Consider the following 23,368-nt stretch of genomic DNA (forward strand, 5'->3'; position numbering starts at 1 on the left):
GTGGCGGGTCAGCACAGCCCGCCGTTGACCGCCAGCACCTGGCGGGTGATGTAGCCGGCATCCGGGCTCATCAGGAACTGCACGGCCGCGGCCACTTCCTCCGGCGTGCCCATGCGCTGGGCCGGAATGATCCGGAGGATCTCCTCCACCGGCACCTCGCCGTCGAGCATGTCGGTGTCGATCAGCCCCGGTGCCACGCAGTTGACGGTGATGCCGCGCTTGGCCAGCTCCACCGCCAGCGCCTTGGCCGCACCGATCACGCCCGCCTTGGACGCGCTGTAGTTGACCTGGCCGCGGTTGCCGATCAGTCCGGATACCGAGGCGATGCACACGATGCGGCCCGGTGCGCGGCGGCGGATCATCGGCATCGCCAGCGGATGCAGCACGTTGTAGAAGCCGTCCAGGTTGGTGCGCAGCACGCTGTCCCAGTCGTCGTCGGAAAGGGCGGGAAACGCCCCGTCACGGGTCAGTCCGGCGTTGCAGACCACGCCGTAGGGCGCGCCGTGCGCGGCCACGTCGGCTTCCAGCGCGGCACGGCAGGCAGCGCGATCGGCGATGTCGAACTGCAGGATGCGCGCGCTGCGGCCCATCGCCCGGATCTGTCCGGCGACCGCCTCGGCCTCGTCGCGGCGCGCGCGGCAGTGCAGCACCAGGTCGTAGCCGGCGCGGGCCAGGCGCAGCGCGATGGCGCGGCCGATGCCGCGGCTGGAGCCGGTAACCAGGATGGTGTCAGTCATGGGTGGCTGCTCGTGCAAGGGTGGCGAGGAAGGCATTCGGGTCGGGTGGGCTGAACACGCTCAGTCGTGCTTCGGCCCTGCCCGCTGATGAATCGATGCGGCACGCGAATACACCCATGCCTCCATCGTCGTGGAAGCTTCTCACGGCTTCCACGCGCAGTTCGGAGCCGGACGGGAACACATCCACATCGCTGCGGTAGTGCCGCGTACCGAGCAGGAAGCCGACCCGCACCGGCCGGCGTTCGCACCGCGCCTGCCAACCGGCCCAGGCGGCCACGGCCTGGGCCATCAGCTCCACGCCGGCCCAGGCGGGCAGGCCACCGCTGCACTCGAACAAGCCGTCCGACCGCACCAGCCGGGAGCACGCGATGTGTTCCTCGCCGGCCTCGATGACGGCATCGAGCAGCACCATGTCGCCGGCGTGCGGCAGCAGTTCGGCGATCGCCGGGTAGCCAGCGTCGTTCACGACGCATCTCCCAGGATCAGGCTGGCGTTGTTGCCGCCGAAGGCGAACGAGTTGCTCATCAGTCGCACCGGATGGCCCGGAGCCAGCGCCTCGCCGACGCCGGCGAAGGTCAGGGCAGGGAGCTCCGGATCCGCTTCGCCATGCGTCGTCGCCGGTGGCAACCGCCGTGCCGTGCGTGCATCGGTGAGGCTCAGCCAGCAGAACGCCGCCTCCAGCGCGCCGGCCGCGGCCAGGGTGTGGCCGGTCAGCGACTTAGTCGAGGAACAGGGCACACCCTGCGGGAACACTTCGGCGACCGCCCGGCTTTCCATGCGGTCGTTGTGTTCGGTGGCGGTGCCGTGCAGGTTGAGGTAGTCGATCTGTGCCGGTTCCAGGCGTGCGTCGACCAGCGCGGCGCGCATCGCGGCGACCGCGCCCAGGCCGTTGGGGTCGGGGCTGGACATGTGGTACGCGTCGCTGCTCGCGCCCACGCCCAGCAGCTGCACCGGGCCGCGTTCGCGGGTCATCAGGAACAGCGCGGCGGCCTCGCCGATGTTGATGCCGCGTCGCTGGGCGGAGAAGGGCCGGCAGCGTTCCCCGTCCATCGCCTCCAGCGCGTGGAAGCCATTGAGCGGCAGCCGCGCCAGTGTGTCCACGCCGCCACACAGCACCGCGTCGCAGACCCCGGCGCGCAGCAGGCGCTGCGCGCTGACCAGTGCGCGCGCCCCGGCAGTGCAGGCGGTGGAGATGGCATAGCGCGGACCACACAGACCCAGCCACTCGGCCAGGAATTCGGCCGTGCCGGCCAGCTCCTGGTGCGCGTAGCGGTAGTGATCGGGCCAGGTGCCGTTCCGGCGCCAGTCGGCCAGACCGGAGGTGGCCTCCTCGATGCCGCCGGTGCTGGTGCCGATCACCACGCCGATGCGCTCCTCGCCGTAGCGGGCGATGGCATCGCGCAAATCGGCCTCGATCTCCAGCGCCGCGGCCAGCGCCAGCCGGTTGCAGCGGTTGTCGCGGGTTGCCGACAGCGGTGCCGGGATGTCCGGCAGCGGCGTGCGCACCGCACCCATCGGCGGGGCATGGCCGGGAATCCAGCCGGCCTCGGGACGCAGGCCGTCGCCGGCGCCGGCGAACAGCGCCTCGGCTACCGCGCGCTTGCCGATGCCCAGCGAGCAGGCCACGCCGAGTGCGTTGAGGTAGCCGTCGTTCACGCGCCCGGCTCCCTTCCTGCCTGCGGCTTGCGCGCCGCCACGTTCACCAGGGTTTCCTCGCGCTGGCCCGGCGGCGGCGGTGCGCGCAGGCCCCAGCGCTCGAGCAGGCCGAAGTCCTTCGAGCGGCTCCACCACAGGTACGGCAGCGAGACGTTGGCCTCGTCGAACACGAAACCCTGGGCGCGCAGCATCGCCAGGTATTCGTCGGCACTCTTCTGCACGTGCATCGGGTGACGGAAGAACCAGCGGATCACCCAGGTATCGATGTACGCCCGGGTGGATTCGGCGAACAGCAGCCAGCCACCGGGCTTGAGCACGCGCCAGAACTCGGCCAGCGCCTTTTCCTGCTCGACCAGGTGATGGAAGGTCTGGTGGCAGAACAGCACGTCGACGCTGGCGTCGGGCAGCTCGATGCCGGCGCAGTCGGCGGTCAGCATCTGCGCATCGACGCCCTCGCGACGGGCTTCGTCCTGCGCCAGCGAGAGGCTGTGCGGATCGGCATCCAGGCCGATCAGGCGGTCGGGAGCGAACGCCTCGCGCAGCAGGCGGAACGACTTGCCCTGGCCGCAGCCGGCATCCAGCAGGACGCCGCCGCGCGGCAGCGGCTCGCCGATCAGGCGCTTGAGGTCGTTGATCGCCACCCGCAGCACGTGGTGCTGCCAGGTGTGGGTGGCGAGGAAGCGGAAGCCCAGGCGGGTTTCTTCGACGTAAGTGGCGCTTGCGTAGGTCATCAGAGGGACTTTGTTGGGGAGCGCGGCCATGGATGACCGCCCTTGGGATCTTCGCGGTCGGCATGACCGCCGGAAATGCACCGTTCCACGGCGTCGACGAAACTCTGCGGGGACGCCAGCTGCATCTCGCCGTCGGCGATGCGCACGGCGACCTGCACGGTACTGGCGCGGGTCATGCGCTGGCCGCTGTCGGCGTCGCTGACCAGGTAGTTCACCTTCAGCCGGTTCTGCCACTCCACCAGGTCGGCGCGCACGCGCAGGCGCTGGCCGAAGCGTGCGGCACGCACGTAGCGCAGCTGCAGGTCGATCACCGGCCACACGTATCCTTCGGCCTTCATGTCCATGTAGTTGTGGCCGAGGCGGTCGAGCAGCGCACAGCGCGCGACCTCCAGGTATTTCACGTAGTGGCCGTGCCAGACGACGTCCATCGAGTCGACATCGAAAAACGGCACCAGCACTTCGCTGTCAACGTGCAGCACGCCGCGGGCTCGCATCCGCATCTCCTTCACTTTCGGCTTGCCAGTAGGCGTAGAAGTTGAACCACTGCCACGGCGCCAGCAGGCACAGCTGGGCGAGGCGGTCGGCGTAGCGTTGCGCCCACCCGGCGATCGCCTGCTCGCGCTGGCCACGCTCCCACGACGCGGCCTCGAGGAACGGTTCGAGGCGGATCTGGTAGCGGCCGTCGATCTTCAGGCAGCACATCAGGTGCACCGGGCAGCGCAGCAGGCCGGCCATCAGCCAGGGCCCCTGCGCGAAGGCGGCGCGATGGCCGAGGAAGTCGACCACCACGCGGCGGCCGTCCTGCAACGGGATGCGGTCGCCGGCGATGGCGATCCACTCGCCGCGGTCCAGCCGCTGCGACAGGTCCAGCATCAGCGCGGCATCCACCTCGCTCACCTGCAGCAGGCGCAGCTGGCGGTCACCGGCCTCGCTCTGCAGGCGGTTGAAATGCGCCGCGTGCCGGTTGTGCACCAGCACGTTGAGCGGCACCTTTTCCTCCATCTCGGCCAGCGCCCGGCACACGTCCAGGTTGCCCAGGTGGGTGCAGACCAGGATCTGGCCCCGCTCGCCGCTCAGGCTCCGGTGCAGCCGGCCACGCACGTCGGCCGGATCGTGCAGGCTGACCTGTGCCGCGCCCAGCGTGCCGCGCCACACGTCCAGCCGGTCCAGCAGGCTGTCGGCAAAGGCCATGAACTGGCCGAACACGCGGCGGGTGGTCGGGCGCAGTTCGGCGCGGCCGCTCCACTCGGCGAGGTAGGCCTGGTATTGCCGCACGTTGCGGCGCGCCCGTCCGAACACGAAGAAATACAGCACCACCAGATGCAGCACCGGCTGCATCGTGCGGCGCCCGAGGCGGCGCACGGCGAACGCGGTGAGCTTCATCAACGCGAAGCTGCCGCGCTCCTTCTGGGTGGCCCAGTGGTTCGCCTGCACCCGGGTCCCGCTCATGTGCCCGGCTCCACCCGCAGGCGCCCGGACGAACAGTGCTGGTCGTCCAGGCGGTAGGCGAAGTGCAGCTTGCCGCGCTCGGCGTCCAGCCGCAGCTCGAGCTGCACCACCTCGCCGGGGCGCAGCAGGCGCTGGAACTTCAGCGCCTCCATCTCGCGACAGTGCGGCGCGATCGAAAGGCGTGGCGCCGCCAGTGCCAGCGCCCACTGCACCTGCAACACGCCCGGCACCACCGGCGCGCCGGGGAAATGTCCCGGGAAATGGGCCAGCCCGGGCGGAATGCGCAGGCGCAGCACCCACGTGCCATCGCGCAGGTGCTCGTCGAGCAGCTCGGGTTCGCGCACGTCGCTCACGCGTGTCGCCTGCGCAGTCGCTGGCGCAGCAGCCATTCACCGACGAACAGCACGCCCATGATGAAGTACACCAGCAGCCCGTTGTAGAGCGTCCACCACTTCAGCGGCGCCCACAGCGTGAGTGCCGCCGAGACCGCCGCGTTGAACACGAAGAAGCCGACCCACACCCAGGTGACCTTGCGCGTGTACGGCACCGCTTCCGGCGGCAGCTCGGGTTCGCGCAGGCGGGCCACCCGCTCGATGATCGGCGGGCCGTAGATCAGGCTCACCCCGAAGGTGGCCAGCAGCAGCAGGCTGATCAGGGTCGGATACCAGCGCAGCAGCCGACCCTCGCCGGTGACCGCGAGCAGCACGCAGTACGCCAGCGCGGCGCCGACCATCCAGCGTCCGCCCGGCTCGCGCAACAGGCTCGGCGCGCGGATCAGCCAGATCGAACCGAGCACCAGCGCGAACACCGGCGGCGCGACTTTCTCCATGCCGAAATAGACGACGAACGGATACAGCACGCCGACGATCGGCAGAAGGATGGCACTCAGTCGGCGCATGGGGCCTGCTGGGACGCGACGTAGGCGGCAAGGTTGGCGACGGTGGCGAAATGCTCGCGCGCGTTCTTCGCGTCCGATTCGACGCGGATGCCGTAGCGCTTCTGCAGTGCCAGCGCCAGCTCCAGCGCGTCCACCGAATCCAGCCCAAGGCCGTCGCGGAACAGCGGCTGGTCGGGCGGGATGTCGCCGGGCTGGAGGTCCTCCAGGTTCAGCGTGTCGATGATCAGGCGGGCGATGTCCTGTTCCAGCGAGGCTTGGTCGATGACGGCATTCACGAGGCGGCGAGCTCCCTTTCGAAGAGTTGGTGCAGATGATCGTTGAGGCGGCGCGAGGCGATCGGCAGCGGCGCATCGGCGTTGAAGGTGGCCGGATCGATGTCCTCGCCGACGCGCAGGTGCACCTGCACTCGCCGCTCGGGAATGCGATACCAGGGTTCGGCCTTGGTCAGCGTGGTCGGCGCGACGGTGATGTAGACCGGAGTGATCGTACGGGCGCCGCGCAGGGCGATCGCCGCCGCGCCCCGGTGGAATACCGGCGCATGGCCCGGCCGGGTGCGCGTGCCCTCGGGAAACACCACCAGGCACTGCCCCGCGCGCAGCACGTCGGCGGCGCGTTCCAGCATGGTCATGCTGCCGTCGTTGCTGATGTACCCGGCGGCACTGACCGGACCGCGCGTGCAGGGGTTGCCGAACAGGCCGGCCTTCACCACGCAGTTGGCGTTGCGGATCTGTCCGATCAGGAACACCACGTCGATCAGCGAGGGGTGGTTGGCCACCACCATCTGCCCGGGGTTCCCCAATCGCTCGGCGCCCTCGATGCGGAAGTCGAGCACGCGGCTGCGATGCATGAACCACACCAGCATGCGGAACGATCGACTGATCGCGGCGCGGGCGCGGCGGCAGCGCGCATCGGCGCCGCCCGGCAGCAGGCCCATCAGCGGCAGGATCAGCAGGCGCAGCAGCAGCCCGCCGACCCCGAACAGCACGAAGCTGGCGCCGGTGGCGACCAGGCGCCACGCCCAGGCGTCGGTACGGCGGGTCAGGCCTGGCGCTGCCAGATCCATTGGCGTGTCTTCCATGCGTGTTCCAGTGATGGTTCCCGGGTGATCGTGGCGCGCAGGAAATCCAGCGCATGCGGCCAGGCGCAGCGGGCGCGATCGCCGTCGGCGCGCGCGTGGCGCAGCTGCCAGCCGGCCCCGCCCGGCGCGCTGCCGGCGGACGCCTGCCGCCCCAGCCGCAGCGCCACGGCATAAGAGAACGGCACATCCTCGATCCACGGTGCATAGGCCGCCGGTGGACGTTCTTCGGCGACCACCACCAGCGCCGCGGGCGCACCGGCGTCCAGCAGCAGGGCGCCCTCCAGCATGGCGTGCTCGAAGGTGTCGGCCTCGCCGGCGATGGCGGTCGATTCGCCGCGCTGGCCGCGCAGGATCGACCACTGGCCGGCGATGGCGTTGTGCACCGACAGGCCGAACTGGGTCGGCGACAACGGCTGCCCGTCGGCGATGTCGCCGAGCAGGGCGAACGTGCGCGTGGTCTCGCCGTGACGAGAGGCGAACACGAACGGCAGCTGCTCGTCATCGCCGCACAACGGCCAGGCGGCCTCCAGCGTCATCCGCGCCAGCCGGCTCAGCCGGCGGCGCTGCATCGGCGGCAGGAAGGCGCAGGCGGGCTGCACCTGGCCATCGTCGGGCACGACGCGCGGCGCCATGGCCCAGTCGTGCCATGCATCGGGCGTGTCCAGACCGGGAGCCCAGGCGCGCCAGGCGTCGACGCGGATGGCGGTCATGCGGCCACCTCCGCGCAGCGGCGGAACAGCAGGGCGGCGCAGCTGCCGCCGAAACCGAAGTTGCCCGACAGCACACTGTCGATCGCCTGCTCGCGCCGTGCGTCGAGCAACGGCGCATCGGCGAAGGCTTCGTCGACGTGGTCGGGCACCCGGCCGGGGGCGAGGAAGCCGTGCTGCAGCATCAGCAGGCCGGCGATGGCATCCAGCGCGCCGGCGGCGGCCGGCGCGTGTCCGACCAGCCCCTTGATCGACGACAGCGGCGGCACCGCCGCATCGCGTTCGGCGAACACGTTGCGGATCGCCTGCCATTCGGCGAGGTCGCCCTGCGGCGTCGAGCAGGCGTGCGTGTTGATGTAGTCGGGCAGGGTGCCGGCGCGCACGATCGCCTGGCGCAGCGCGCGGGCGATGCCGTCGGCGCCGGGGCCGACCATGCTGGCCGCCTCGGTGGCGGTACCGTAGCCGGCCAGTTCGGCCAGCACGGTGGCGCCCCGGGCCTGTGCGTGTTCCAGCGATTCGAGGACCAGCACGCCGGCGCCCGCGGCCAGCACGAAGCCGTCGCGATCGCGGTCGTACGGGCGCGAGGCGAGCGTGGCGTCGTGCTGCGGCGACAGCGCGCCCATTGCGTCGAACCACATCGCGGTGCTGTCGTGCAGTTCTTCCGCACCGCCGGTGACCACCACCTGCTGGCGGCCGAGCTGGATCAACTCCATCGCCTGGCCGATCGCATGCGCGCTGCTGGTGCAGGCCGAACTGATGGTGAGGCTGATGCCGCCGATGCCGAAGGCGTGCGCGATGCTGGCCGACAGCGCGCTGCTCATGCCGCGCGGCACGATGAACGGCGAGAGCTTGTGGATGCCGCGGGTGCGATGCAGTTCCAGCGCCGTCTCGTGCTCGCTCAGCGCCGCGCCGCCGCCCAGCACCAGGCCGCAGTCGTCGCGGTGCAGGGTTTCGGCGGGGAGGCCGGCCTGCGCCAGCGCTTCGCTCATCGCGTGCCAGGCGTACAGGCCCGGCGCAGCGAGAAAGCGCCGCAGCTTGCGCGGCGGTTCCGGCAGGTCGGACAGGTCGACCGGACCGCCGATGCGCGCCTGCATGCCGAGCGCGGCGAAGCCGTCCATCGGGCGCAGGCCGCTGCGGCCATTGCGCAGCCCGTCGAGCAGCGCGGCGTTGCCGGCGCCCAGGCACGACACCGAGCCGGTGCCGGTCACCACCACGCGTGGCAGGCCGCTGGCGTCGACCAGACGCATCAGTCGACCGCCCGGAAGATCAGCGAGGTGTTGATCCCGCCGAAGGCGAAGTTGTTGTTCATCACGCAGTCGGTGGCGATGGCGCGCTCGCTGCCGGCGATGTAGTCCAGCTCGGCGCAGTCGGGGTCGACCTCGGTCAGGTTGAGGGTGGGCGCGAAGCGGCCCGCGCGCATCATCTCGATCGCCCACCACGATTCCAGGGCACCGCAGGCGCCCAGGGTGTGGCCCACGTAGCTCTTCATCCCGCTCACCGGCACGCGCGCGCCCAGCACTTCGTGGGTGGCATGGCTCTCGGCCACGTCGCCGCGGTCGGTGGCGGTGCCGTGGGCGCTGACATAGCCGATCGCCTCCGGCGGCAGCTTCGCGTCGGCCAGCGCCAGGCGCATCGCCACCGCCATCGTCGCCGCGGTGGGCTGGGTGATGTGCACGCCGTCGGAGTTGCAGCCGAAGCCGATCACCTCGGCGTACATCGTCGCGCCGCGCGCCCTGGCGTGTTCGTACTCCTCCAGGATCAGCGTGGTGGCGCCTTCGCCGACCACCAGGCCGTCGCGCGCGCGGTCGAACGGACGCGGCGTGAGCTGCGGCTCGTCGTTGCGCGTGCTGGTGGCGAACAGCGTGTCGAACACCGCCGCGCCGGGGCCGGACAGCTCCTCGGCGCCGCCGCACAGCATCAGTGTCTGCTTGCCCTGCGCGATCGCCTCGTAGCCGTAGCCGATCGCCTGGCTGCCCGAGGTACAGGCGCTGGAGGTCGGGATGATGCGGCCCTTCAGGCCGAAGAACACGCCGACGTTCACCGCCGTGGTGTGCCCCATCATCTGGATGTAGCTGGTGGCGGTGACGCCCTGCATCGAGCCGGTATCGAGCATGCGGCCCATCACCCGCACCGGCTCCACGCTGCCGCCGGACGAGCCGTAGGCCACGCCCATGCGGCCGTCGCGGATGTCCGCGTCGTCGTGCAGACCGGCATCGCGCAGGGCGTGCTCGCTGGCGGCCACGGCCAGCTGCGAGACACGGCCCATCGAACGGGTTTTCTGCCGCGGCCAGGCCGGCGCGACGAAGTCGTCCACCGGGCAGCCGAGGCGGCCGTTGAGACCGTCGAAATAGTCCCACTCGGGCATCCGGCGCACCGCGTTGCGACCCTCGCGCAACCGGTCGGCGATGCTCGCCCAGTCATGGCCCAGCGCTGTGACGCCACCCATGCCGGTGATGACGACGCGCTTCATGGCCGGGACATCCGGGGCGGCAGGGAGAGATCGATCATGGAGCGTCCGTCACGGGTGGGCGGCTGGTCGGCACCAGCAGCACGGTGAAACCGATACCCAGCAGCAGGGTGATGCCGAAGTCGTGCAGCGCCGGCATCGAGCTCAGCGACAGCAGGCCGAAGGAAAGCAGGGTGGTGATCGCCGACAGCAGCACGCTGGCGTACATCGCGCCGGGGCGATGCGCGGTATGCGGTTCGCCCTCATGCAGGAACACCGCGTAGTTGGCGCCCACGCCGAGCACCAGCATCAGCGCCATCCAGTGGAACAGCGTGAGCGGCTGGCCGAGGTAGCCCAGCGCGGCCAGTGCCAGCGCAATGCCGGCCACCGGCGGCAGCATGACGCGCAGCATGCGTTGCCAGCCATAGCGCCAGCCGAACACCGGCACCACCAGCATGATCGCGGCGAACAGCCACAGGCTGGCGTAGCGGCGGTAACGGCCGAACAGCTGCGACACACTGGCGGCCTTGTCCACCAGGATCACGCCGGGCAGGCGATCGGCGGCGCTCTGCAGCTGCGCGTCGTCGTCGCCCTGCGGCAGCACGATCGAGGCGCAGCCCTGCGCGCTGCAGCCCATCCACAGGTAGCGGAACGGCGTGGCCAGCGGCGACTCCAGCCAGCGGGTGAAAGCCAGCGGCGTGCCCGGCCAGGTGTCGGCATAGCCGGCCGCGGCGTCGGCGCGCAACCCGCCGGCGACCAGCAGCGACTGCAGGCGTTCGCGGTCGGCCCGGGTACGCGTCGATGCCGGGGCGCCTGCCGGCGGCTCGCCCGTCGCGGGGACAGTGCCGTCCGCCTGCAGGCTGCGCGCGAGCAGCGCGTGATCGGCCTGCTGACGTGCCTGCGAGGGCGCCATGCGGGCCAGCCCCAGCCAGTCGGCGAGCTGGCCGCGGCGCACCATCGCCTGCAATCGCTGCTCGAGCAGTTCCTCGCGCTGCAGGGTCTGTTCGGTGTTGGCGCCCTGTACCAGGTAGAACTGGCTGCCGTTGCCGAGCCCGGTGATGTCGCGGATGCGGTGTTCCTGGGCGACCAGCGAGGCCGGCGGGGAAATCAGCAGGTGCACGTCGTCGTCGTGACCGAGCCGCTGCCAGCCGGGCAGGGCGAGCAGCAGCAAAAGCACGGCCAGCCCCAGTCCGCGCCGCCCCTGGCCGGCGCGGCCGACCGCGCGCTGCAGCGCCAGCGCCCAGCGTACCGGTGCCGCCGACAGCGGCCGGGCGGCACGCTGCAGCATCGCCGGCAGCAGCCAGAACACGCTGAGGCAGGCGGCCAGCATGCCGCTCATCGCGAACACCGCCATCTGGCGCAGCGCAGGGAAGGGCACCCCCGCCAGCAGCGCATAGCCCAGCAGCGACGTGGCCAGCGCCAGCAATAGCGCCGGCCGCACCTGGCGCAGGCCGGCGGCGGCATCCCAGCGGGAGCCGGCGTTGGCGCGCGCGGTGAGGTACTGGATCGAGTAGTCCACCGCCTCGCCCAGCAGCGCGGCGCCGAACACCAGGGTCAGCAGGTAGATCTGCCCGAACACCAGCAGGCTGACCACGGTGGCGGCCAGCACGCCGGCCGCGGTCGACAGAAACGCCAGCAGCAGCGGCCCGGGCGAACGGAACATGCCGATCAGCAGCAGGGCGATGCCCAGCGTGGAAATCCAGCCGACCAGGCGCACGTCGTGCTCGGCGCCGGCGCGTGCCGCGGCGGCATAGAACACCGCGCCGGTGCGCAGCACGCGGGTGCCGGGCTGCCCGTGCTCGACCTGCCGTACCGCAGTGTCTACCGCGGCGAGCGCGCGGCGCTGCACGGTGTCGTCGTAGGACGATCCGTCCAGCGTCGCGGTGACCAGCACGCTGGTGCCACCGTCCGGGTGCGCAACCAGCAGGTTGTCCTCCGGCAGCAGCGACGAGCGACTCCAGGGCTGCTCGTCGAGCCAGTGCTGCAGCCAGCCGAACGGATCGTTCTGCAGCGTGGTGCCCACGCCGTCGAGGAACGGTGCGTTGAGCCGCTGCGCCAGCGCCTGTGCCGGGTCGTAGCCGGGCGCAGCCATCGCGGCACGGTCGGCGTCGGACAGCAGGAAGAACCGGTGCGGCAGGTAGGGCGCGACCATCTCGTGCAGGTCGAACGGCGGCAGCTCCGCCATCACCGAGCGGAACACGTGGTCGCCCGCCAGCGCCTTGCCCAGCGCGCGGGCCGCAGCCTTGGCGCGTTCGTCGTCGGCGTTCTGCACCAGCAGCACCACGCGGTCGCCGTTGGCGTGGGCCAGCCGCTGCACCGCGGCCTCGGCCAGCGGTTGCTGTTCGGTCGCCGGCAGCATCGCCAGCAGGTCGGTCTGGATCGGCACGGCGCCGCGACCGAACAGCAGCCACGCGCCCAGCACGGCGAGCAGGGCCAGGGCCGCCGCGAACAGCACGGCATGGCGGTCAAGTCGTGACTTCATGGCAGGCCGAGCACGCGCTTTTCCAGTCCGCTCAGTTCGCCGGCGTCCCGGTTGCGGCTGAAGCGGATGTCGGTGTCGCCACCATCGTGCATGACGATGCGGATGCCCTGCAGGAACTCGCCGCCGCTCAGCTCGATGCGTTCCAGCACCCGCGCGACGCGCTCCTGCCGGGGCACCAGTTGCAGCGTCCAGTGCGCCAACGTGCCGCTGGCGGTCATGTCGAATTGCCGGCTCACCTCGTCGCCGTGACCGGCCAGCATCGACTGCAGCATGTCGGAGATCTGCGCCACCCCGCGGGCGTTGCGCAGCGGATAGGCCTGCCCCTGCGTGTCGATGCGCGCCGCCTGCCGGCCGGTGAACGCCAGGGTCTCGGCCACCGGTGCCAGCGATTGCCACAGCATGCCGTGGCCGAGCACGAACAGCAGTTGCCCGTGGCTTTCCTGCGGCCTGGCCAGCGCGGGATTGGAGCGGGTCTGCACGAAGTCCGCCCGCACTGCCTCATGCCGGGCCAGTTCGCCCAGCACCTGCTGCAGCAACGGGGTAGGGGTTCCGGTCGCGCAAAGGCCGGTATCGGGGGTGCCGAGCAGCACTCCCAGCGCGAAAAGTACGGCGATCAGATGGCGCATGACGGCTCCCGGCGCAGGCGGCGCCACAGCAGTATGGGCGCACGCGGCAGCATGCCCAGCAGCAGGCGGGTGTGCATCGCGCTGATGCGCAGGTTGTCGCGCAGCATGCGGAAGTGGGACAGGCCGTTCTCCGGGTAGATCACGCGGGTCGCCAGGTTGCGTACCGGCAGGCCGCGCCAGAACAGGCGCACGGCGATCTCGGTGTCGAAATCCATCCGCGCCGGCACCGCGGCACGATCGAGTTCGGCGCAGGTCGCTTCCAGCGGATACAGCCGGTAGCCGCACATCGAATCGCGGATCGCCAGCGACAGCGTTTCCAGCCACACGCAGACGTGGGTGACGTAGCGGCCGTAGAGGCGGCCGCGCGGCACGCTGTCGTCGTAGATCGGGCAGCCGCAGACCAGCGCGCGCGGGAACGCGCGCGCCTCCTCGACGAAGCGCGGCGCATCGGCGGTGTCGTGCTGGCCATCGGCGTCGATCTGCAACGCGTGCGTGTAGCCCGCGGCGTGCGCCGCGCGCATGCCTGCGGCCAGCGCGCGACCCTTGCCCTGGTTGTGCGGCAGGCGGATCAGGGTCATGCCGGCCTCGTCGCGTTCCAGTGCGTCGAGCACGCTGCGCGTGGCGGCATCGCTGCCGTCATCCACCACCACGACCGGCAGGCCGTGCGCGCGCAGTCCCTGGACCGTGCGCGCGATGGTGCTGCCATGGTTGTAGATCGGGATCAGTGCGCAGGGCGCAAATCGATCCGGGGCCGGCATCTTGTGGTGGGTCAGCGTCGGAGCAGGGTGTGCACGGTGGCGATCACGTCGCCCACCGTACGGACACTCTTGAAGTCTTCCGGACGGATACGCATGCCGGTCATCTCCTGCACCTGGATGGCAAGGTCGACGGCGTCGATCGAGTCCAGCTCGAGATCGGTGAACAGATGGGCCGAGGCCGTGACCCGCGACGGGTCGATCTCGAAGGTATCGCGCAGCACTTCGCGGAGCTTGTCCAGAATCTCCTCGTCGCTGATCCCTGCTTCCAAAACGCTGCTCATACCGGTTCCACCTGTTCCTGCTTCTTATTGATGCTTTTCCGTGTCCGCAACCCGCCGTGCGGCAACCGGGCGGTCGCGCGCATGGCGCCCGGCACGGTGCTCCGCTCCGGTGGACGTTGCTTGACGCCGGCCTGTGCCGACTGCCCGTGAAACGGGCCCCCCTGGTTCCAGCTTTGCCTTTGCCGGCAAAGCCTTGCAAGTTGTTCAGCGAACGTGAAGTTTAGCAGGGCGGAGCGCCGATTGAAGAGGGGGGAGGAGGGAAGTCATGGCGCGCCGCAACGAAAGAGCCCGGCGCAAGGCCGGGCTCCTGGCGATCACCACGCGCGGTGGCGAGGCGCTTACTGCCCGCGCATGCGGCCCTGGAAGCGGGTGCCGCCGTTGCCCATGTGCGGCAGCTTGATCTTGCCGATCAGCGCGATGCGCTCCTCGGCCAGACGGTCGGCGGCCTGGTAGGTCGGCACGTTCTCGGTCTTGGAGATCTCGAAGATGCGGCCCAGGTTGTAGTAGATCTGCCGCATCATGCGCATCGCGCGCTCGCGGTTGTAGCCGTCGATCTCCAGCGAGATGTTCATCACGCCGCCGGCGTTGACCGCGTAGTCCGGCGCGTACAGCACGCCGCGACGGGTCAGTTCGTCGCCGATCTCGTTGGTGGCCAGCTGGTTGTTGGCCGCGCCGCAGATGATCTTCGCCTTGATGCGGTCGATGGTCTTCTCGTTGAGCGTGCCGCCCAGCGCGCAGGGCGAGTACACGTCGGCATCGACGTCGTAGATCTCGTCCAGGCCCACCGCCTCGCAGCCCAGCTCGTCCACGCAGCGCTGCACCGCTTCCTTGTTGATGTCGGTGACGAACACCTTGGCGCCCTGCTCGCGCAGCAGCTTGATGAACTCGCTGCCGACGTGGCCGCAGCCCTGCACGGCGTAGCTGTACTTGCCCACGTCCTCGTTGCCGTGCTTGAAGTTCAGCGCGGCCATCAGGCCCTGCAGCGTGCCGTAGGCGGTGAACGGCGAGGGGTCGCCCGAGCCGCCGTGCACCTGGTGCACGCCGGTCACGTACTCGGTCTCGCGGAACACGTATTCCATGTCGTTGACGTCGATGCCGACGTCCTCGGCGGTGATGTAGCGGCCGCCCAGCGAGTTGACGAAGCGCCCGAACGCGCGGAACAGCGCCTCGGACTTGTCCTTCGACGGATCGCCGATGATCACCGCCTTGCCGCCACCCAGGTTCAGGCCGGCCACCGCGTTCTTGTAGGTCATGCCGCGCGACAGGCGCAGCACGTCGTTCACCGCTTCGGCCTCGGTCTTGTACGGCCACATGCGCAGGCCGCCCAGGGCGGGGCCGAGCACCGTGTTGTGGATCGCGACGATGGCCTTCAGGCCGGCGTCCTTGTTCTGGCAGAACACGACTTCCTCGTGATCCGTCTTGGCGATGGTTTCAAAGATCATTCGAACGATGACTCCAGGTGGGACGGCGCCCGGGGATGGCGGCCGTTCGGGATGGAACAGGGCCGCACCAGGCGACCCTTTCCGGCATGCACGCTTGCAACAGCTTGAAAACCAAAGCCCCAGCGGGGCTGGGGCTTTGGTTTCGGGGGGCGAAGTTTAGTACGTCGCCGCTGCAATTGCTGACGCGGCGCAGCAAGCCGCGGTCCCGGGCGGGCGCTCAGTGGACCCAGTGGCCCCGGCGGAAGTACCAGCCGTCCCGCCGGTGCACCCAGTGCTCGGGCACGTAGCGGTAGCCCGGACGCGCGTGCACCCAGTAGCCACCGACCCAGATGTGGCGGTGCAGGCGGTGGTCCCAGCGCCAGTAGCCCGGTGCCCAGACGTAGCCGACCCGCGGCGGCGGCACGCGCACGTAGCGCGGCGGCGGCGGGGGCACGCCGATGGTGACACCCACGGCCACCTGGGCGGCCTGGGTCTGCGGGGCGTAGCCGACGCCCGCACCGGCGACGAGGCCAAGGGCGGCGAGCAGGGCAAGCTTATGGGTCATCGTGGTCATGCAGGTCTCCGTCAGCGCCGCATCGCGCGGCGGCAGGCGGAAGAACGACCCGGCCGTCGTGCTGTTGACGTCACCCGGACCGGCGCGTTCAGCCGGCGGTCGGGGGCGGGCCGGGCGAGGTTTCGTCGTGTCGTTTTCCAGGAGCGCCTCTTGGCCAGTACGGGACCGGATGAAGAGCGAAGGCACTGGATGACCAGCCCTGCGGCTGTTGACGAAGCGCCTCCTGCTTCCGCAGGAATGACGAGCAAAAAGCTGTGACGAGCGAAAGCACCGACACCCGACATCGGACGGCCCGCTGCGACGGGCTGCCCTCAGAGACGGCACTCCGGATCGTGGTGGTTGGCGCGCGCCTTCTGATACACCGGCATCAGCTGCTGCGCCTGCTGTTGCAGCGTCTGCTCGCGCTTGCTGCTGGACGGGTGGGTGGACAGGAACGCCGGCGGCTTGCTGCCGCCCTGCGCGCCCATCTTCTGCCACAGCGTGGCCGCCGCGCGTGGATCGAAGCCGGCCTCGGCCATGTAGCGCTGGCCGAGCACGTCGGCCTCGCTTTCCTGGGTGCGCGAGAACGGCAGCAGGATGCCGACCTCCGCGCCCAGGCCCAGCGCCGCCGCCGCATAGCCGGCGTTGGTGCCACGGGTGCCGGCATAGATGGTGCCCGCCGCCACGGCGGCCTGCGCCGCGTAGTTGTCCGACACGCGCTCGGCGCCGTGGCGCGCCACCACGTGCGCCAGCTCGTGGCCCAGCACCACGGCAAGCTGGTCCTGGTTGGTGGCTACCTTGAACATGCCCTGGTTCACGCCGATGCGGCCACCGGGCAGGGCGAACGCGTTGGCGCTGTCGTCGCCGACGATCTGCACCTCCCACTGGTTGGCGTTCCACGGCGGCGGCAGCACGGCGATCAGTGCGTTGGCCACGCAGGTGGCATAGGCGCGCTGGCGCGGCGCGTCGACGAATTTGCCCTGCTTGCGCATGTCGTTGAACGCGGTGATGCCCATCTGGCTCATCTGCGCATCGGACACGATCATCAGCTGCGATCGCCCGGTGGGCGAGGTGGCACAGCCGGCCAGGCTGAGCGTGGCAACGACGAGGCTGGCGACGATCGTGGCGCGCATGGGGGCGACTCCCTGTTCGATGGATACCGGGTCAAGGATAGACGGCCCGGCCGTGCAGGCGGCATCCCTGGGTTGCAAAAAGAACGAACGGTCGTGCTATTTTAAGCGCCATGACCACCGCTCCCGCTCCGACCAAGCGCGCGCTGACCCGCGAGCTCATCCTCGACCACGCCTACGAGCTGGCCCGTCGCGACGGGCTGGAGGGCCTGACCATCGGCAGCCTGGCCGCCGACGTGGGCATGTCCAAGAGCGGCGTGTTCGCCCACTTCGGTTCGCGTGAAGACCTGCTGCTGGCCGTGCTGCATTCAGGCGCGGAACGCTTCACCGAGGCGGTGATGCGCCCGGCGCTGCGCGAGCCGCGCGGGCTGCCGCGGCTGCGTGCCATCGTGCGGCGCTGGTTCGACTGGGCCGATCGCCACGCCGAGGGCTGCGTGCTGCTCTCGGCGGCCAGCGAATACGACGGCCGCGACGGCGTGATGCACGACGGCGTGGTGAGCCAGCAATCGCAGTGGCGGGCCGCGCTGGCCAGGGCCGCCGGGCAGGCGATCGAAGCCGGTCACTTCCGCGCCGATGCCGATCCCGAGCAGATCGCCTTCGAGATCTACGCGCTGATCCTGGGCCTGCACCACGACGCCGGCCTGTTCGGTTTCGACTCGGCCAGCGCCCGGGCCGATGCGGCATTCGAGCGCCTCTGGCGCAGCTGGCAACCCTGAGGCTCCCGACCATGTCTTCGCCCGCTCCCACCGTCCCGGTCCGTTCCGGCCTTGCCGCCCGCCTCAAGCTGTCCACCGTGCGCACCTTCTTCGCCGCCGGCGGCCGGCTGGCGCCCCGCCGCACGGTGAACCGCGCCGCCCGGTTGTTCGCCACCCCGTTCGCCAGCAGCCGCGCGCGTGCCGACGCGGTGCGGGGCGACGAGGACATGCAGCGCGGCAGCCTCGTCGTCAACGGCGAGACCATCGCCACCTACGTCTGGGGCGATCCCGCGCGGCAGCCGTATGCGCTGCTGGTGCACGGCTGGTCGAGCTTCGGCCTGCGCTTCCTGCCGTGGGTGGCAAGGCTGCGCGCACTCGGCTACGCGGTGGTGACGTTCGACCAGCCCGGCCACGGCCACAGCACCGGCCAGCTCTGCACCTTGCCCGACTTCATCGCCACCGTGCGTGCGGTCGGCGGCCGCTACGGCAACGCTTCGCTGGCGATCGCCCATTCGCTGGGCGGCGCTGCGGTCACCCTGGCGCAGGACGAAAGCTGGCGTGCCGAGAAGCTCATCCTGATCGCCCCGGCCGTGGACATGTACGCCGCCGTGCGACGCTTCTTCCGCTTCGTGCGGCTCGGCGATCACCTGCGCGAACCGTTCTTCGACTGGTTGCGGCGGCATACCGGGGTGCCGGTGGACGAGCTCAAGGTGGAGCGCAAGCTGCGCGTGCTCGGCCAGCCTGGCCTGGTGGTGCATGACCTGGACGACCCCGACGTGCCCTGGGCCGAAGGCGAGCGCTACGCCCTGCATTGGTCCGGCGCGCGCCTGCTCACCACGTTCGGGCTCGGGCACCGCCGCGTGGTGGATGCGCCGGAAGTGGTCGAGGCCGCGCTGGCATTCCTGCGCGGCGAGGCGGTCGGGCAGCGCGTGATCGGCAGCCCGGAGCTGGCGGGAATCTAGCCCCAGCCGGTCAGCCCGGCGGTGCGCCCCGGTGCAGGCCGCGCGGCCCGGCCCCCATCGGCGCCAGGCCCCGCATCTGCCGTTGCTGACGCTCCAAGAAATCGGCGGCCACCGGCGTGCCACGGAAGCAGCCGATCGTGTACGGGTACTCCGCGGTCAGCACGTAGTGGTACATGGTCACGGTGCGACCGTTCCACTGCACCGGGCCGACCGTGCCGTGACAGGCATCCAGGTCGCTGTCGTGCAGGATGCGGCCGCTCACCGGATCGCGCATGCCATAGATGCCGAAACCGTCCAGCGCGTAGCCGACCAGGCCGGAAGTCTGCTCGTTCGGCATGCACGGCGACGGGCCGTGGTAGTGGTACTGGCCGCGGCGCTGCGGGTGACCGCTGCAGCGGTCCTGCACCTCGTGCGCCACCGCATCGATGCCGCCGTTGTCCACCGCGTTGTACAGCGCCACGCCGTCGGTGGTGAAGCCGATCATGCCCATCGGCACGCAGCCCGGCGCGGCGGCCACCCTGGGTTGCAGCGGCAGGCGCAGCAGGATGTCCTGCGGCCGGATCGGGTTCGGGTTGCGGTCGTAACGGTAGGCCGGGTCGTCCGGCGAGATCGGGAACTGCCCGGTGGCATGGTCGGGCAGGTTGTTCGCCACGATCACCCGTTCGCCGTCCTGCACGGTGATGGCGATGTTGTGGGTCGGCCACAGCACCTGTCCCCGCACCGCGGGCTTGCTGTCCGGGTCCCAGTGGTCGCCGTCGATCCACGGCCCGCCATGCACGGGACCGCGTGGCCAGTGCGTCATGCACGACATCAGGTAGCCGCTGCGCGGGCTCGTGCTGATGTGTCCGTCGCCCAACGGCAACTCGTGCGAGGGCAGGGTGGCGATCGCGGCAAGCGACAGCGTCGCAACGGCGATCGAGGCGACAGAACGGTTGCGCATGGTGCTCTCCTGCTGGCAGCGGCGTGCCGCGCCGGGAGTAACGCGTCGTTGTGCGGGCCCGTTGACCGCAAGTGGCTTCCCGCCGCCACTTGCTGCGACGCACAAGGAGGCGCGTCACATGCCCGCGATACAATTGCCGACTGCTTTCCCACGTCTTTGGAGTCCCCATGAGCACGCCCGCCAAGCACGTCCCCGCGAGCGAAGCCGCATCCGAGTCCACGCCGCTGCGTTTCGTCACCGCGGCCAGCCTGTTCGACGGGCACGACGCGGCGATCAACATCATGCGCCGGATCATCCAGGCGCAGGGCGCCGAGGTGATCCACCTGGGCCACAACCGCTCGGTGGAAGACGTGGTGCGCGCCGCGCTGCAGGAAGACGCCGACGCCATCGCGCTGTCGTCCTACCAGGGCGGCCACGTCGAGTACTTCAAGTACATGGTGGACATGCTCAAGGAGCGCGGCGCCGGCCACATCCGCGTGTTCGGCGGCGGTGGCGGCACCATCACGCCGGAGGAGATCAAGGAGCTGCAGGCCTACGGCGTGGAGCGTATCTACCACCCGAACGACGGCATGAAGCTCGGCCTCACCGAGATGATCGAGGACGTGATGCAGCGCGCCGGCCACGCTGCCGCCCAGCGCGCCGAGACGGCCCCCGCCGGCGTGCCCCAAGTCGACATCAACAACGAGATCTCGATCGGTCACATGCTCTCGGCGATCGAGGAAGGCAAGCTCAGCGACGCCGAGCTGGAGCACCAGCGCAAGCAGTGGAAGCTGGCCGGCAAGCAGACCCCCGTGCTTGGCCTCACCGGCACCGGCGGCGCCGGCAAGTCGTCGGTGGTGGACGAGCTGCTGCTGCGCTTCCTGCAGGCTTTCCCGCAGATGCGCATCGCCGTGCTGGCGGTGGATCCGACCCGTCGCCGCTCTGGCGGCGCGCTGCTGGGCGACCGCATCCGCATGAACTCGTTGCGTAGCCACCGCGTCTACATGCGCTCCATGGCCACCCGTCGGCAGCACGCGGCCACCAACACCGTGCTGCACGACTGCATCGACTTCCTCAAGAGCCAGCCCTACGACCTGGTGATCGTCGAGACCGCCGGCATCGGCCAGAGCGACTCGGAGATCGTCGACCTCGTCGACTTCCCGGTCTATGTGATGACCAGCGAATACGGCGCGGCCAGCCAGCTGGAGAAGATCGACATGATCGACTTCGCCGAGCTGATCGTGCTCAACAAGTACGACAAGCGCGGCGCCGAAGACGCCCTGCGCGACGTGCGCAAGCAGTGGAAGCGCAACCGCACCGCCTTCGCCATGAAGGACGAGGAGGTGCCGGTCTACCCGACCATCGCCAGCCAGTTCAACGATCCGGGCGTCACCTGGATGTTCACCAACCTGTGCCGGCTGCTGAGCGAGAAGCTCTCGCTCGAAGCGGCCAAGTGGACGCCGAATCTCGACACCAGCCTGAAGGAGCCGCGCGCCACCGTGCTGATCCCCGGCAACCGCGTGCGCTACCTCGCCGAGATCGCCGAGCAGGGCCGCGGCATCAACGCCTCCATCGCCAGGCAGGCCGAGCAGGCCAGCAAGGCGCAGCACTGCTACGAAGCGCTGAAGGAACTGGGCGACGACAAGCTGCCCAAGCCGCTGGACCTCTACCCCTCCACCGACCTCGCCCCCGTAGGAGCGGCTTCAGCCGCGACCGGCCAAGGCGAGGGCATGGGCGAGAGCATGGGCGAGAGCATCGCGGCTGAAGCCGCTCCTACAGAAAAGCCCATGGTCGACCGCTCCCTGCTGCTGCTGCGCCAGCGCTACAACGCCGCTCTCGGCGAACTGACCAAGGAATCCCTCGAACTGCTGCGCAACTGGCCCGCGCTGCGCGAGTCGGTCACCGCCGAGGTCAACGAGTACCAGGTGCGCGGCAAGACCATCCGCGTGGAGAACTACCGCGAGTCGCTCAGCCACCAGAAGATCCCCAAGGTGGCGCCGCCCAAGACCCGCGACTGGGGCGACCAGCTGCTGTTCCTCGGCAAGGAAAACCTGCCCGGCCACTACCCCTACACCGGCGGCGTGTACCCGTACCGCCGCAGCGGCGAAGACCCCACCCGCATGTTCGCCGGCGAGGGCACGCCCGAGCGCACCAACCGCCGCTTCCACTACCTCAGCCAGGGCGGCGCGGCCACGCGCCTGTCCACCGCGTTCGACTCGGTCACCCTGTACGGCGAGGACCCGGCGCCGCGCCCGGACATCTACGGCAAGATCGGCAACTCCGGCGTCAACATCGCCACGCTCGACGACATGAAGAAGCTCTACTCCGGCTTCGACCTGTCCGCGCCCACCAGCTCGGTCTCCATGACCATCAACGGCCCGGCGCCGATCATCCTGGCGATGTTCATGAACACCGCGATCGACCAGAACGTGGAGAAGTACCTCAAGGCCGATGCCGCGCGCTGGGCCGAGGCGGAAAAGACCATCGCCAAGCTGTTCGAAGGCCGCGAGCGCCCGCGCTACTCGGGTGAGCTGCCCGCCGGCAACGACGGCCTCGGCCTGGCCCTGCTCGGCGTCACCGGCAACCAGCTGGTGGACGCCGAGACCTACGCGAAGATCAAGGCCGAGACGCTGGCCAGCGTGCGCGGCACCGTGCAGGCAGACATCCTGAAGGAAGACCAGGCGCAGAACACCTGCATCTTCTCCACCGAGTTCGCGCTGCGCATGATGGGCGACATCCAGCAGTACTTCGTCGACCACAAGGTGCGCAACTTCTACTCGGTGTCGATCTCCGGCTACCACATCGCCGAAGCGGGCGCGAACCCGATTAGCCAGCTCGCCTTTACGCTGTCCAACGGCTTCACCATCGTCGAGTACTACCTCGCGCGCGGGATGAACATCGACGACTTCGCGCCCAACCTGTCGTTCTTCTTCTCCAACGGCATGGACCCGGAATACACCGTGATCGGCCGCGTCGCCCGCCGCATCTGGGCCCGCGCCATGCGCGAGCGCTACGGCGCCAGCCCGCGCAGCCAGATGATGAAGTACCACATCCAGACCAGCGGCCGATCCCTGCACGCGCAGGAGATCCAGTTCAACGACATCCGCACCACCTTGCAGGCGCTGTACGCGCTGTTCGACAACTGCAACTCCCTGCACACCAACGCCTACGACGAGGCGATCACCACGCCGACCGAAGAGAGCGTGCGCCGCGCGGTGGCGATCCAGATGATCATCAACAAGGAGCTGGGCCTCAATTTCAACGAGAACCCCTGGCAGGGCAGCTTCATCGTCGAGGAGCTCACCGACCTGGTGGAAGAGGCCGTCTACAAGGAGTTCGAGGCGATCAGCGAGCGCGGCGGCGTGCTCGGCGCGATGGACACCATGTACCAGCGCGGCAAGATCCAGGAAGAGAGCCTGTACTACGAGCACAAGAAGCACGACGGCAGCCTGCCGTTGATCGGCGTCAACACCTTCCTGCCCAAGGACCACGGCGGCGAAATCGCCACCGAGATCGAGCTGATCCGCTCCACGGAAGAAGAGAAGGGCCAGCAGATCGCCAACGTCAAAGCCTGGCAGGCCGCCCGCAACGGCCTGGCTCCGCGGGGCGAGACCGACCTCACCCACGTGGCCGAAGACGCCACCGCAGCCGGCGAAAAGCACGACGGCCACGGCCTCCGCTACCTGCAGAACACCGCCCGCGAGCGCCGCAACGTGTTCAACGCGCTGATGGAAGCGGTCAAGACGCACTCGCTGGGGCAGATCAGCCACGCGCTGTATGACGTGGGCGGCGAGTACCGCCGCAACATGTAAGGCGGTCGTTGTCTGGCGTATCAAAGG

The 23,368-nt window shown here is 69.9% G+C and carries 24 protein-coding genes; 3 read left to right on the forward strand and 21 right to left on the reverse strand.

The window, feature by feature from the left end; translation table 11 throughout:
- Positions 1-8 precede the first annotated feature (8 nt).
- The 20 genes from fabG to C693_RS0110420 all read right to left on the reverse strand — a co-directional run bounded on the left by fabG (position 9) and on the right by C693_RS0110420 (position 16,956).
- Positions 9-737 carry a 3-oxoacyl-ACP reductase FabG gene (gene fabG / locus C693_RS0110325; RefSeq protein ID WP_017462198.1) on the reverse strand — a complete coding sequence of 243 codons (729 nt, stop codon included), beginning with the start codon at positions 735-737 and terminating at the stop codon, positions 9-11.
- A complete protein-coding gene (locus C693_RS0110330) occupies positions 730-1,203 on the reverse strand; it encodes a hotdog family protein (RefSeq protein WP_017462199.1) in 474 nt (157 codons plus the stop codon). Before C693_RS0110330 ends, fabG begins: the two co-directional genes overlap by 8 nt.
- Entirely contained in the window at positions 1,200-2,393 is a 1,194-nt protein-coding gene (locus C693_RS0110335; RefSeq protein WP_017462200.1) for a beta-ketoacyl-ACP synthase, read from the reverse strand. Before C693_RS0110335 ends, C693_RS0110330 begins: the two co-directional genes overlap by 4 nt.
- The gene (locus C693_RS0110340) at positions 2,390-3,124 is read right to left on the reverse strand and encodes a class I SAM-dependent methyltransferase (RefSeq protein ID WP_017462201.1); all 735 of its coding nucleotides are present in this window, start codon (positions 3,122-3,124) and stop codon (positions 2,390-2,392) included. The genes C693_RS0110335 and C693_RS0110340 overlap by 4 nt, the downstream gene beginning before the upstream one ends.
- Positions 3,124-3,618 carry an acyl-CoA thioesterase gene (locus tag C693_RS0110345; protein ID WP_017462202.1) on the reverse strand — a complete coding sequence of 165 codons (495 nt, stop codon included), beginning with the start codon at positions 3,616-3,618 and terminating at the stop codon, positions 3,124-3,126. Before C693_RS0110345 ends, C693_RS0110340 begins: the two co-directional genes overlap by 1 nt.
- The gene (locus C693_RS0110350; RefSeq protein WP_017462203.1) at positions 3,590-4,573 is read right to left on the reverse strand and encodes a glycosyl transferase; all 984 of its coding nucleotides are present in this window, start codon (positions 4,571-4,573) and stop codon (positions 3,590-3,592) included. Before C693_RS0110350 ends, C693_RS0110345 begins: the two co-directional genes overlap by 29 nt.
- Complete coding sequence (locus C693_RS0110355) at positions 4,570-4,926, reverse strand: 3-hydroxyacyl-ACP dehydratase FabZ family protein (RefSeq protein WP_017462204.1); 357 nt, start codon at positions 4,924-4,926, stop codon at positions 4,570-4,572. The genes C693_RS0110350 and C693_RS0110355 overlap by 4 nt, the downstream gene beginning before the upstream one ends.
- A complete protein-coding gene (locus C693_RS0110360; RefSeq protein WP_017462205.1) occupies positions 4,923-5,471 on the reverse strand; it encodes a membrane protein in 549 nt (182 codons plus the stop codon). The genes C693_RS0110355 and C693_RS0110360 overlap by 4 nt, the downstream gene beginning before the upstream one ends.
- Positions 5,459-5,746 carry a phosphopantetheine-binding protein gene (locus tag C693_RS0110365; protein WP_017462206.1) on the reverse strand — a complete coding sequence of 96 codons (288 nt, stop codon included), beginning with the start codon at positions 5,744-5,746 and terminating at the stop codon, positions 5,459-5,461. Before C693_RS0110365 ends, C693_RS0110360 begins: the two co-directional genes overlap by 13 nt.
- Positions 5,743-6,549: a lysophospholipid acyltransferase family protein gene (locus C693_RS0110370; protein WP_241762661.1), complete on the reverse strand. Its 807-nt coding sequence runs from the start codon at positions 6,547-6,549 to the stop codon at positions 5,743-5,745. Before C693_RS0110370 ends, C693_RS0110365 begins: the two co-directional genes overlap by 4 nt.
- The gene (locus tag C693_RS0110375; RefSeq protein ID WP_017462208.1) at positions 6,510-7,259 is read right to left on the reverse strand and encodes a beta-ketoacyl synthase chain length factor; all 750 of its coding nucleotides are present in this window, start codon (positions 7,257-7,259) and stop codon (positions 6,510-6,512) included. The genes C693_RS0110370 and C693_RS0110375 overlap by 40 nt, the downstream gene beginning before the upstream one ends.
- The gene (locus C693_RS0110380; RefSeq protein WP_017462209.1) at positions 7,256-8,503 is read right to left on the reverse strand and encodes a beta-ketoacyl-[acyl-carrier-protein] synthase family protein; all 1,248 of its coding nucleotides are present in this window, start codon (positions 8,501-8,503) and stop codon (positions 7,256-7,258) included. The genes C693_RS0110375 and C693_RS0110380 overlap by 4 nt, the downstream gene beginning before the upstream one ends.
- Positions 8,503-9,726 carry a beta-ketoacyl-ACP synthase gene (locus C693_RS0110385; RefSeq protein ID WP_017462210.1) on the reverse strand — a complete coding sequence of 408 codons (1,224 nt, stop codon included), beginning with the start codon at positions 9,724-9,726 and terminating at the stop codon, positions 8,503-8,505. Before C693_RS0110385 ends, C693_RS0110380 begins: the two co-directional genes overlap by 1 nt.
- A 34-nt stretch (positions 9,727-9,760) precedes the next feature.
- Positions 9,761-12,184 carry an MMPL family transporter gene (locus C693_RS0110390; protein ID WP_017462211.1) on the reverse strand — a complete coding sequence of 808 codons (2,424 nt, stop codon included), beginning with the start codon at positions 12,182-12,184 and terminating at the stop codon, positions 9,761-9,763.
- Complete coding sequence (locus C693_RS0110395) at positions 12,181-12,810, reverse strand: outer membrane lipoprotein carrier protein LolA (protein WP_017462212.1); 630 nt, start codon at positions 12,808-12,810, stop codon at positions 12,181-12,183. The genes C693_RS0110390 and C693_RS0110395 overlap by 4 nt, the downstream gene beginning before the upstream one ends.
- A complete protein-coding gene (locus tag C693_RS0110400) occupies positions 12,798-13,568 on the reverse strand; it encodes a glycosyltransferase family 2 protein (RefSeq protein ID WP_017462213.1) in 771 nt (256 codons plus the stop codon). Before C693_RS0110400 ends, C693_RS0110395 begins: the two co-directional genes overlap by 13 nt.
- An 11-nt stretch (positions 13,569-13,579) precedes the next feature.
- Positions 13,580-13,849 carry an acyl carrier protein gene (locus tag C693_RS0110405; protein ID WP_017462214.1) on the reverse strand — a complete coding sequence of 90 codons (270 nt, stop codon included), beginning with the start codon at positions 13,847-13,849 and terminating at the stop codon, positions 13,580-13,582.
- A gap of 338 nt (positions 13,850-14,187) precedes the next feature.
- Positions 14,188-15,291 (reverse strand): Glu/Leu/Phe/Val dehydrogenase dimerization domain-containing protein, encoded by a 1,104-nt coding sequence (locus C693_RS0110410; protein WP_017462215.1) that lies wholly within the window; start codon positions 15,289-15,291, stop codon positions 14,188-14,190.
- Between the two features lie 217 nt (positions 15,292-15,508).
- Positions 15,509-15,844 (reverse strand): YXWGXW repeat-containing protein, encoded by a 336-nt coding sequence (locus C693_RS0110415; protein ID WP_017462216.1) that lies wholly within the window; start codon positions 15,842-15,844, stop codon positions 15,509-15,511.
- 311 nt (positions 15,845-16,155) lie between these two features.
- Positions 16,156-16,956, reverse strand: a complete 801-nt coding sequence (locus tag C693_RS0110420; RefSeq protein ID WP_017462217.1) for a M48 family metallopeptidase — start codon at positions 16,954-16,956, stop codon at positions 16,156-16,158.
- A gap of 110 nt (positions 16,957-17,066) precedes the next feature.
- On the opposite strand from C693_RS0110420, the gene C693_RS0110425 reads away from it, so the two are divergent.
- Entirely contained in the window at positions 17,067-17,669 is a 603-nt protein-coding gene (locus C693_RS0110425; protein ID WP_017462218.1) for a TetR/AcrR family transcriptional regulator, read from the forward strand.
- An 11-nt stretch (positions 17,670-17,680) separates the two neighbouring features.
- Complete coding sequence (locus C693_RS0110430; RefSeq protein WP_017462219.1) at positions 17,681-18,610, forward strand: alpha/beta hydrolase; 930 nt, start codon at positions 17,681-17,683, stop codon at positions 18,608-18,610.
- A gap of 10 nt (positions 18,611-18,620) precedes the next feature.
- On the opposite strand, the gene C693_RS21535 is transcribed toward C693_RS0110430, so the two are convergent.
- Positions 18,621-19,550 (reverse strand): YHYH protein, encoded by a 930-nt coding sequence (locus C693_RS21535; protein WP_017462220.1) that lies wholly within the window; start codon positions 19,548-19,550, stop codon positions 18,621-18,623.
- A gap of 167 nt (positions 19,551-19,717) precedes the next feature.
- On the opposite strand from C693_RS21535, the gene C693_RS0110440 reads away from it, so the two are divergent.
- Positions 19,718-23,341: a methylmalonyl-CoA mutase family protein gene (locus C693_RS0110440; protein ID WP_017462221.1), complete on the forward strand. Its 3,624-nt coding sequence runs from the start codon at positions 19,718-19,720 to the stop codon at positions 23,339-23,341.
- The last annotated feature ends 27 nt before the right edge of the window (positions 23,342-23,368 follow it).

This window comes from Dyella ginsengisoli LA-4 (assembly GCF_000334915.1).
Classification (GTDB): domain Bacteria; phylum Pseudomonadota; class Gammaproteobacteria; order Xanthomonadales; family Rhodanobacteraceae; genus Dyella_A; species Dyella_A ginsengisoli_A.

Excerpts from the sequence above, each read along its gene's own strand:
- fabG (WP_017462198.1), bottom strand. The coding sequence starts at position 737 with ATGACTGACACCATCCTGGTTACCGGCTCCAGCCGCGGCATCGGCCGC.
- C693_RS0110340 (WP_017462201.1), bottom strand. The coding sequence starts at position 3,124 with ATGACCTACGCAAGCGCCACTTACGTCGAAGAAACCCGCCTGGGCTTC.
- C693_RS0110345 (WP_017462202.1), bottom strand. The coding sequence starts at position 3,618 with ATGCGAGCCCGCGGCGTGCTGCACGTTGACAGCGAAGTGCTGGTGCCG.
- C693_RS0110350 (WP_017462203.1), bottom strand. The coding sequence starts at position 4,573 with ATGAGCGGGACCCGGGTGCAGGCGAACCACTGGGCCACCCAGAAGGAG.
- C693_RS0110360 (WP_017462205.1), bottom strand. The coding sequence starts at position 5,471 with ATGCGCCGACTGAGTGCCATCCTTCTGCCGATCGTCGGCGTGCTGTAT.
- C693_RS0110370 (WP_241762661.1), bottom strand. The coding sequence starts at position 6,549 with ATGGAAGACACGCCAATGGATCTGGCAGCGCCAGGCCTGACCCGCCGT.
- C693_RS0110375 (WP_017462208.1), bottom strand. The coding sequence starts at position 7,259 with ATGACCGCCATCCGCGTCGACGCCTGGCGCGCCTGGGCTCCCGGTCTG.
- C693_RS0110380 (WP_017462209.1), bottom strand. The coding sequence starts at position 8,503 with ATGCGTCTGGTCGACGCCAGCGGCCTGCCACGCGTGGTGGTGACCGGC.
- C693_RS0110385 (WP_017462210.1), bottom strand. The coding sequence starts at position 9,726 with ATGAAGCGCGTCGTCATCACCGGCATGGGTGGCGTCACAGCGCTGGGC.
- C693_RS0110390 (WP_017462211.1), bottom strand. The coding sequence starts at position 12,184 with ATGAAGTCACGACTTGACCGCCATGCCGTGCTGTTCGCGGCGGCCCTG.
- C693_RS0110395 (WP_017462212.1), bottom strand. The coding sequence starts at position 12,810 with ATGCGCCATCTGATCGCCGTACTTTTCGCGCTGGGAGTGCTGCTCGGC.
- C693_RS0110400 (WP_017462213.1), bottom strand. The coding sequence starts at position 13,568 with ATGCCGGCCCCGGATCGATTTGCGCCCTGCGCACTGATCCCGATCTAC.
- C693_RS0110405 (WP_017462214.1), bottom strand. The coding sequence starts at position 13,849 with ATGAGCAGCGTTTTGGAAGCAGGGATCAGCGACGAGGAGATTCTGGAC.
- C693_RS0110410 (WP_017462215.1), bottom strand. The coding sequence starts at position 15,291 with ATGATCTTTGAAACCATCGCCAAGACGGATCACGAGGAAGTCGTGTTC.
- C693_RS0110415 (WP_017462216.1), bottom strand. The coding sequence starts at position 15,844 with ATGACCACGATGACCCATAAGCTTGCCCTGCTCGCCGCCCTTGGCCTC.
- C693_RS0110420 (WP_017462217.1), bottom strand. The coding sequence starts at position 16,956 with ATGCGCGCCACGATCGTCGCCAGCCTCGTCGTTGCCACGCTCAGCCTG.
- C693_RS0110425 (WP_017462218.1), top strand. The coding sequence starts at position 17,067 with ATGACCACCGCTCCCGCTCCGACCAAGCGCGCGCTGACCCGCGAGCTC.
- C693_RS0110430 (WP_017462219.1), top strand. The coding sequence starts at position 17,681 with ATGTCTTCGCCCGCTCCCACCGTCCCGGTCCGTTCCGGCCTTGCCGCC.
- C693_RS21535 (WP_017462220.1), bottom strand. The coding sequence starts at position 19,550 with ATGCGCAACCGTTCTGTCGCCTCGATCGCCGTTGCGACGCTGTCGCTT.
- C693_RS0110440 (WP_017462221.1), top strand. The coding sequence starts at position 19,718 with ATGAGCACGCCCGCCAAGCACGTCCCCGCGAGCGAAGCCGCATCCGAG.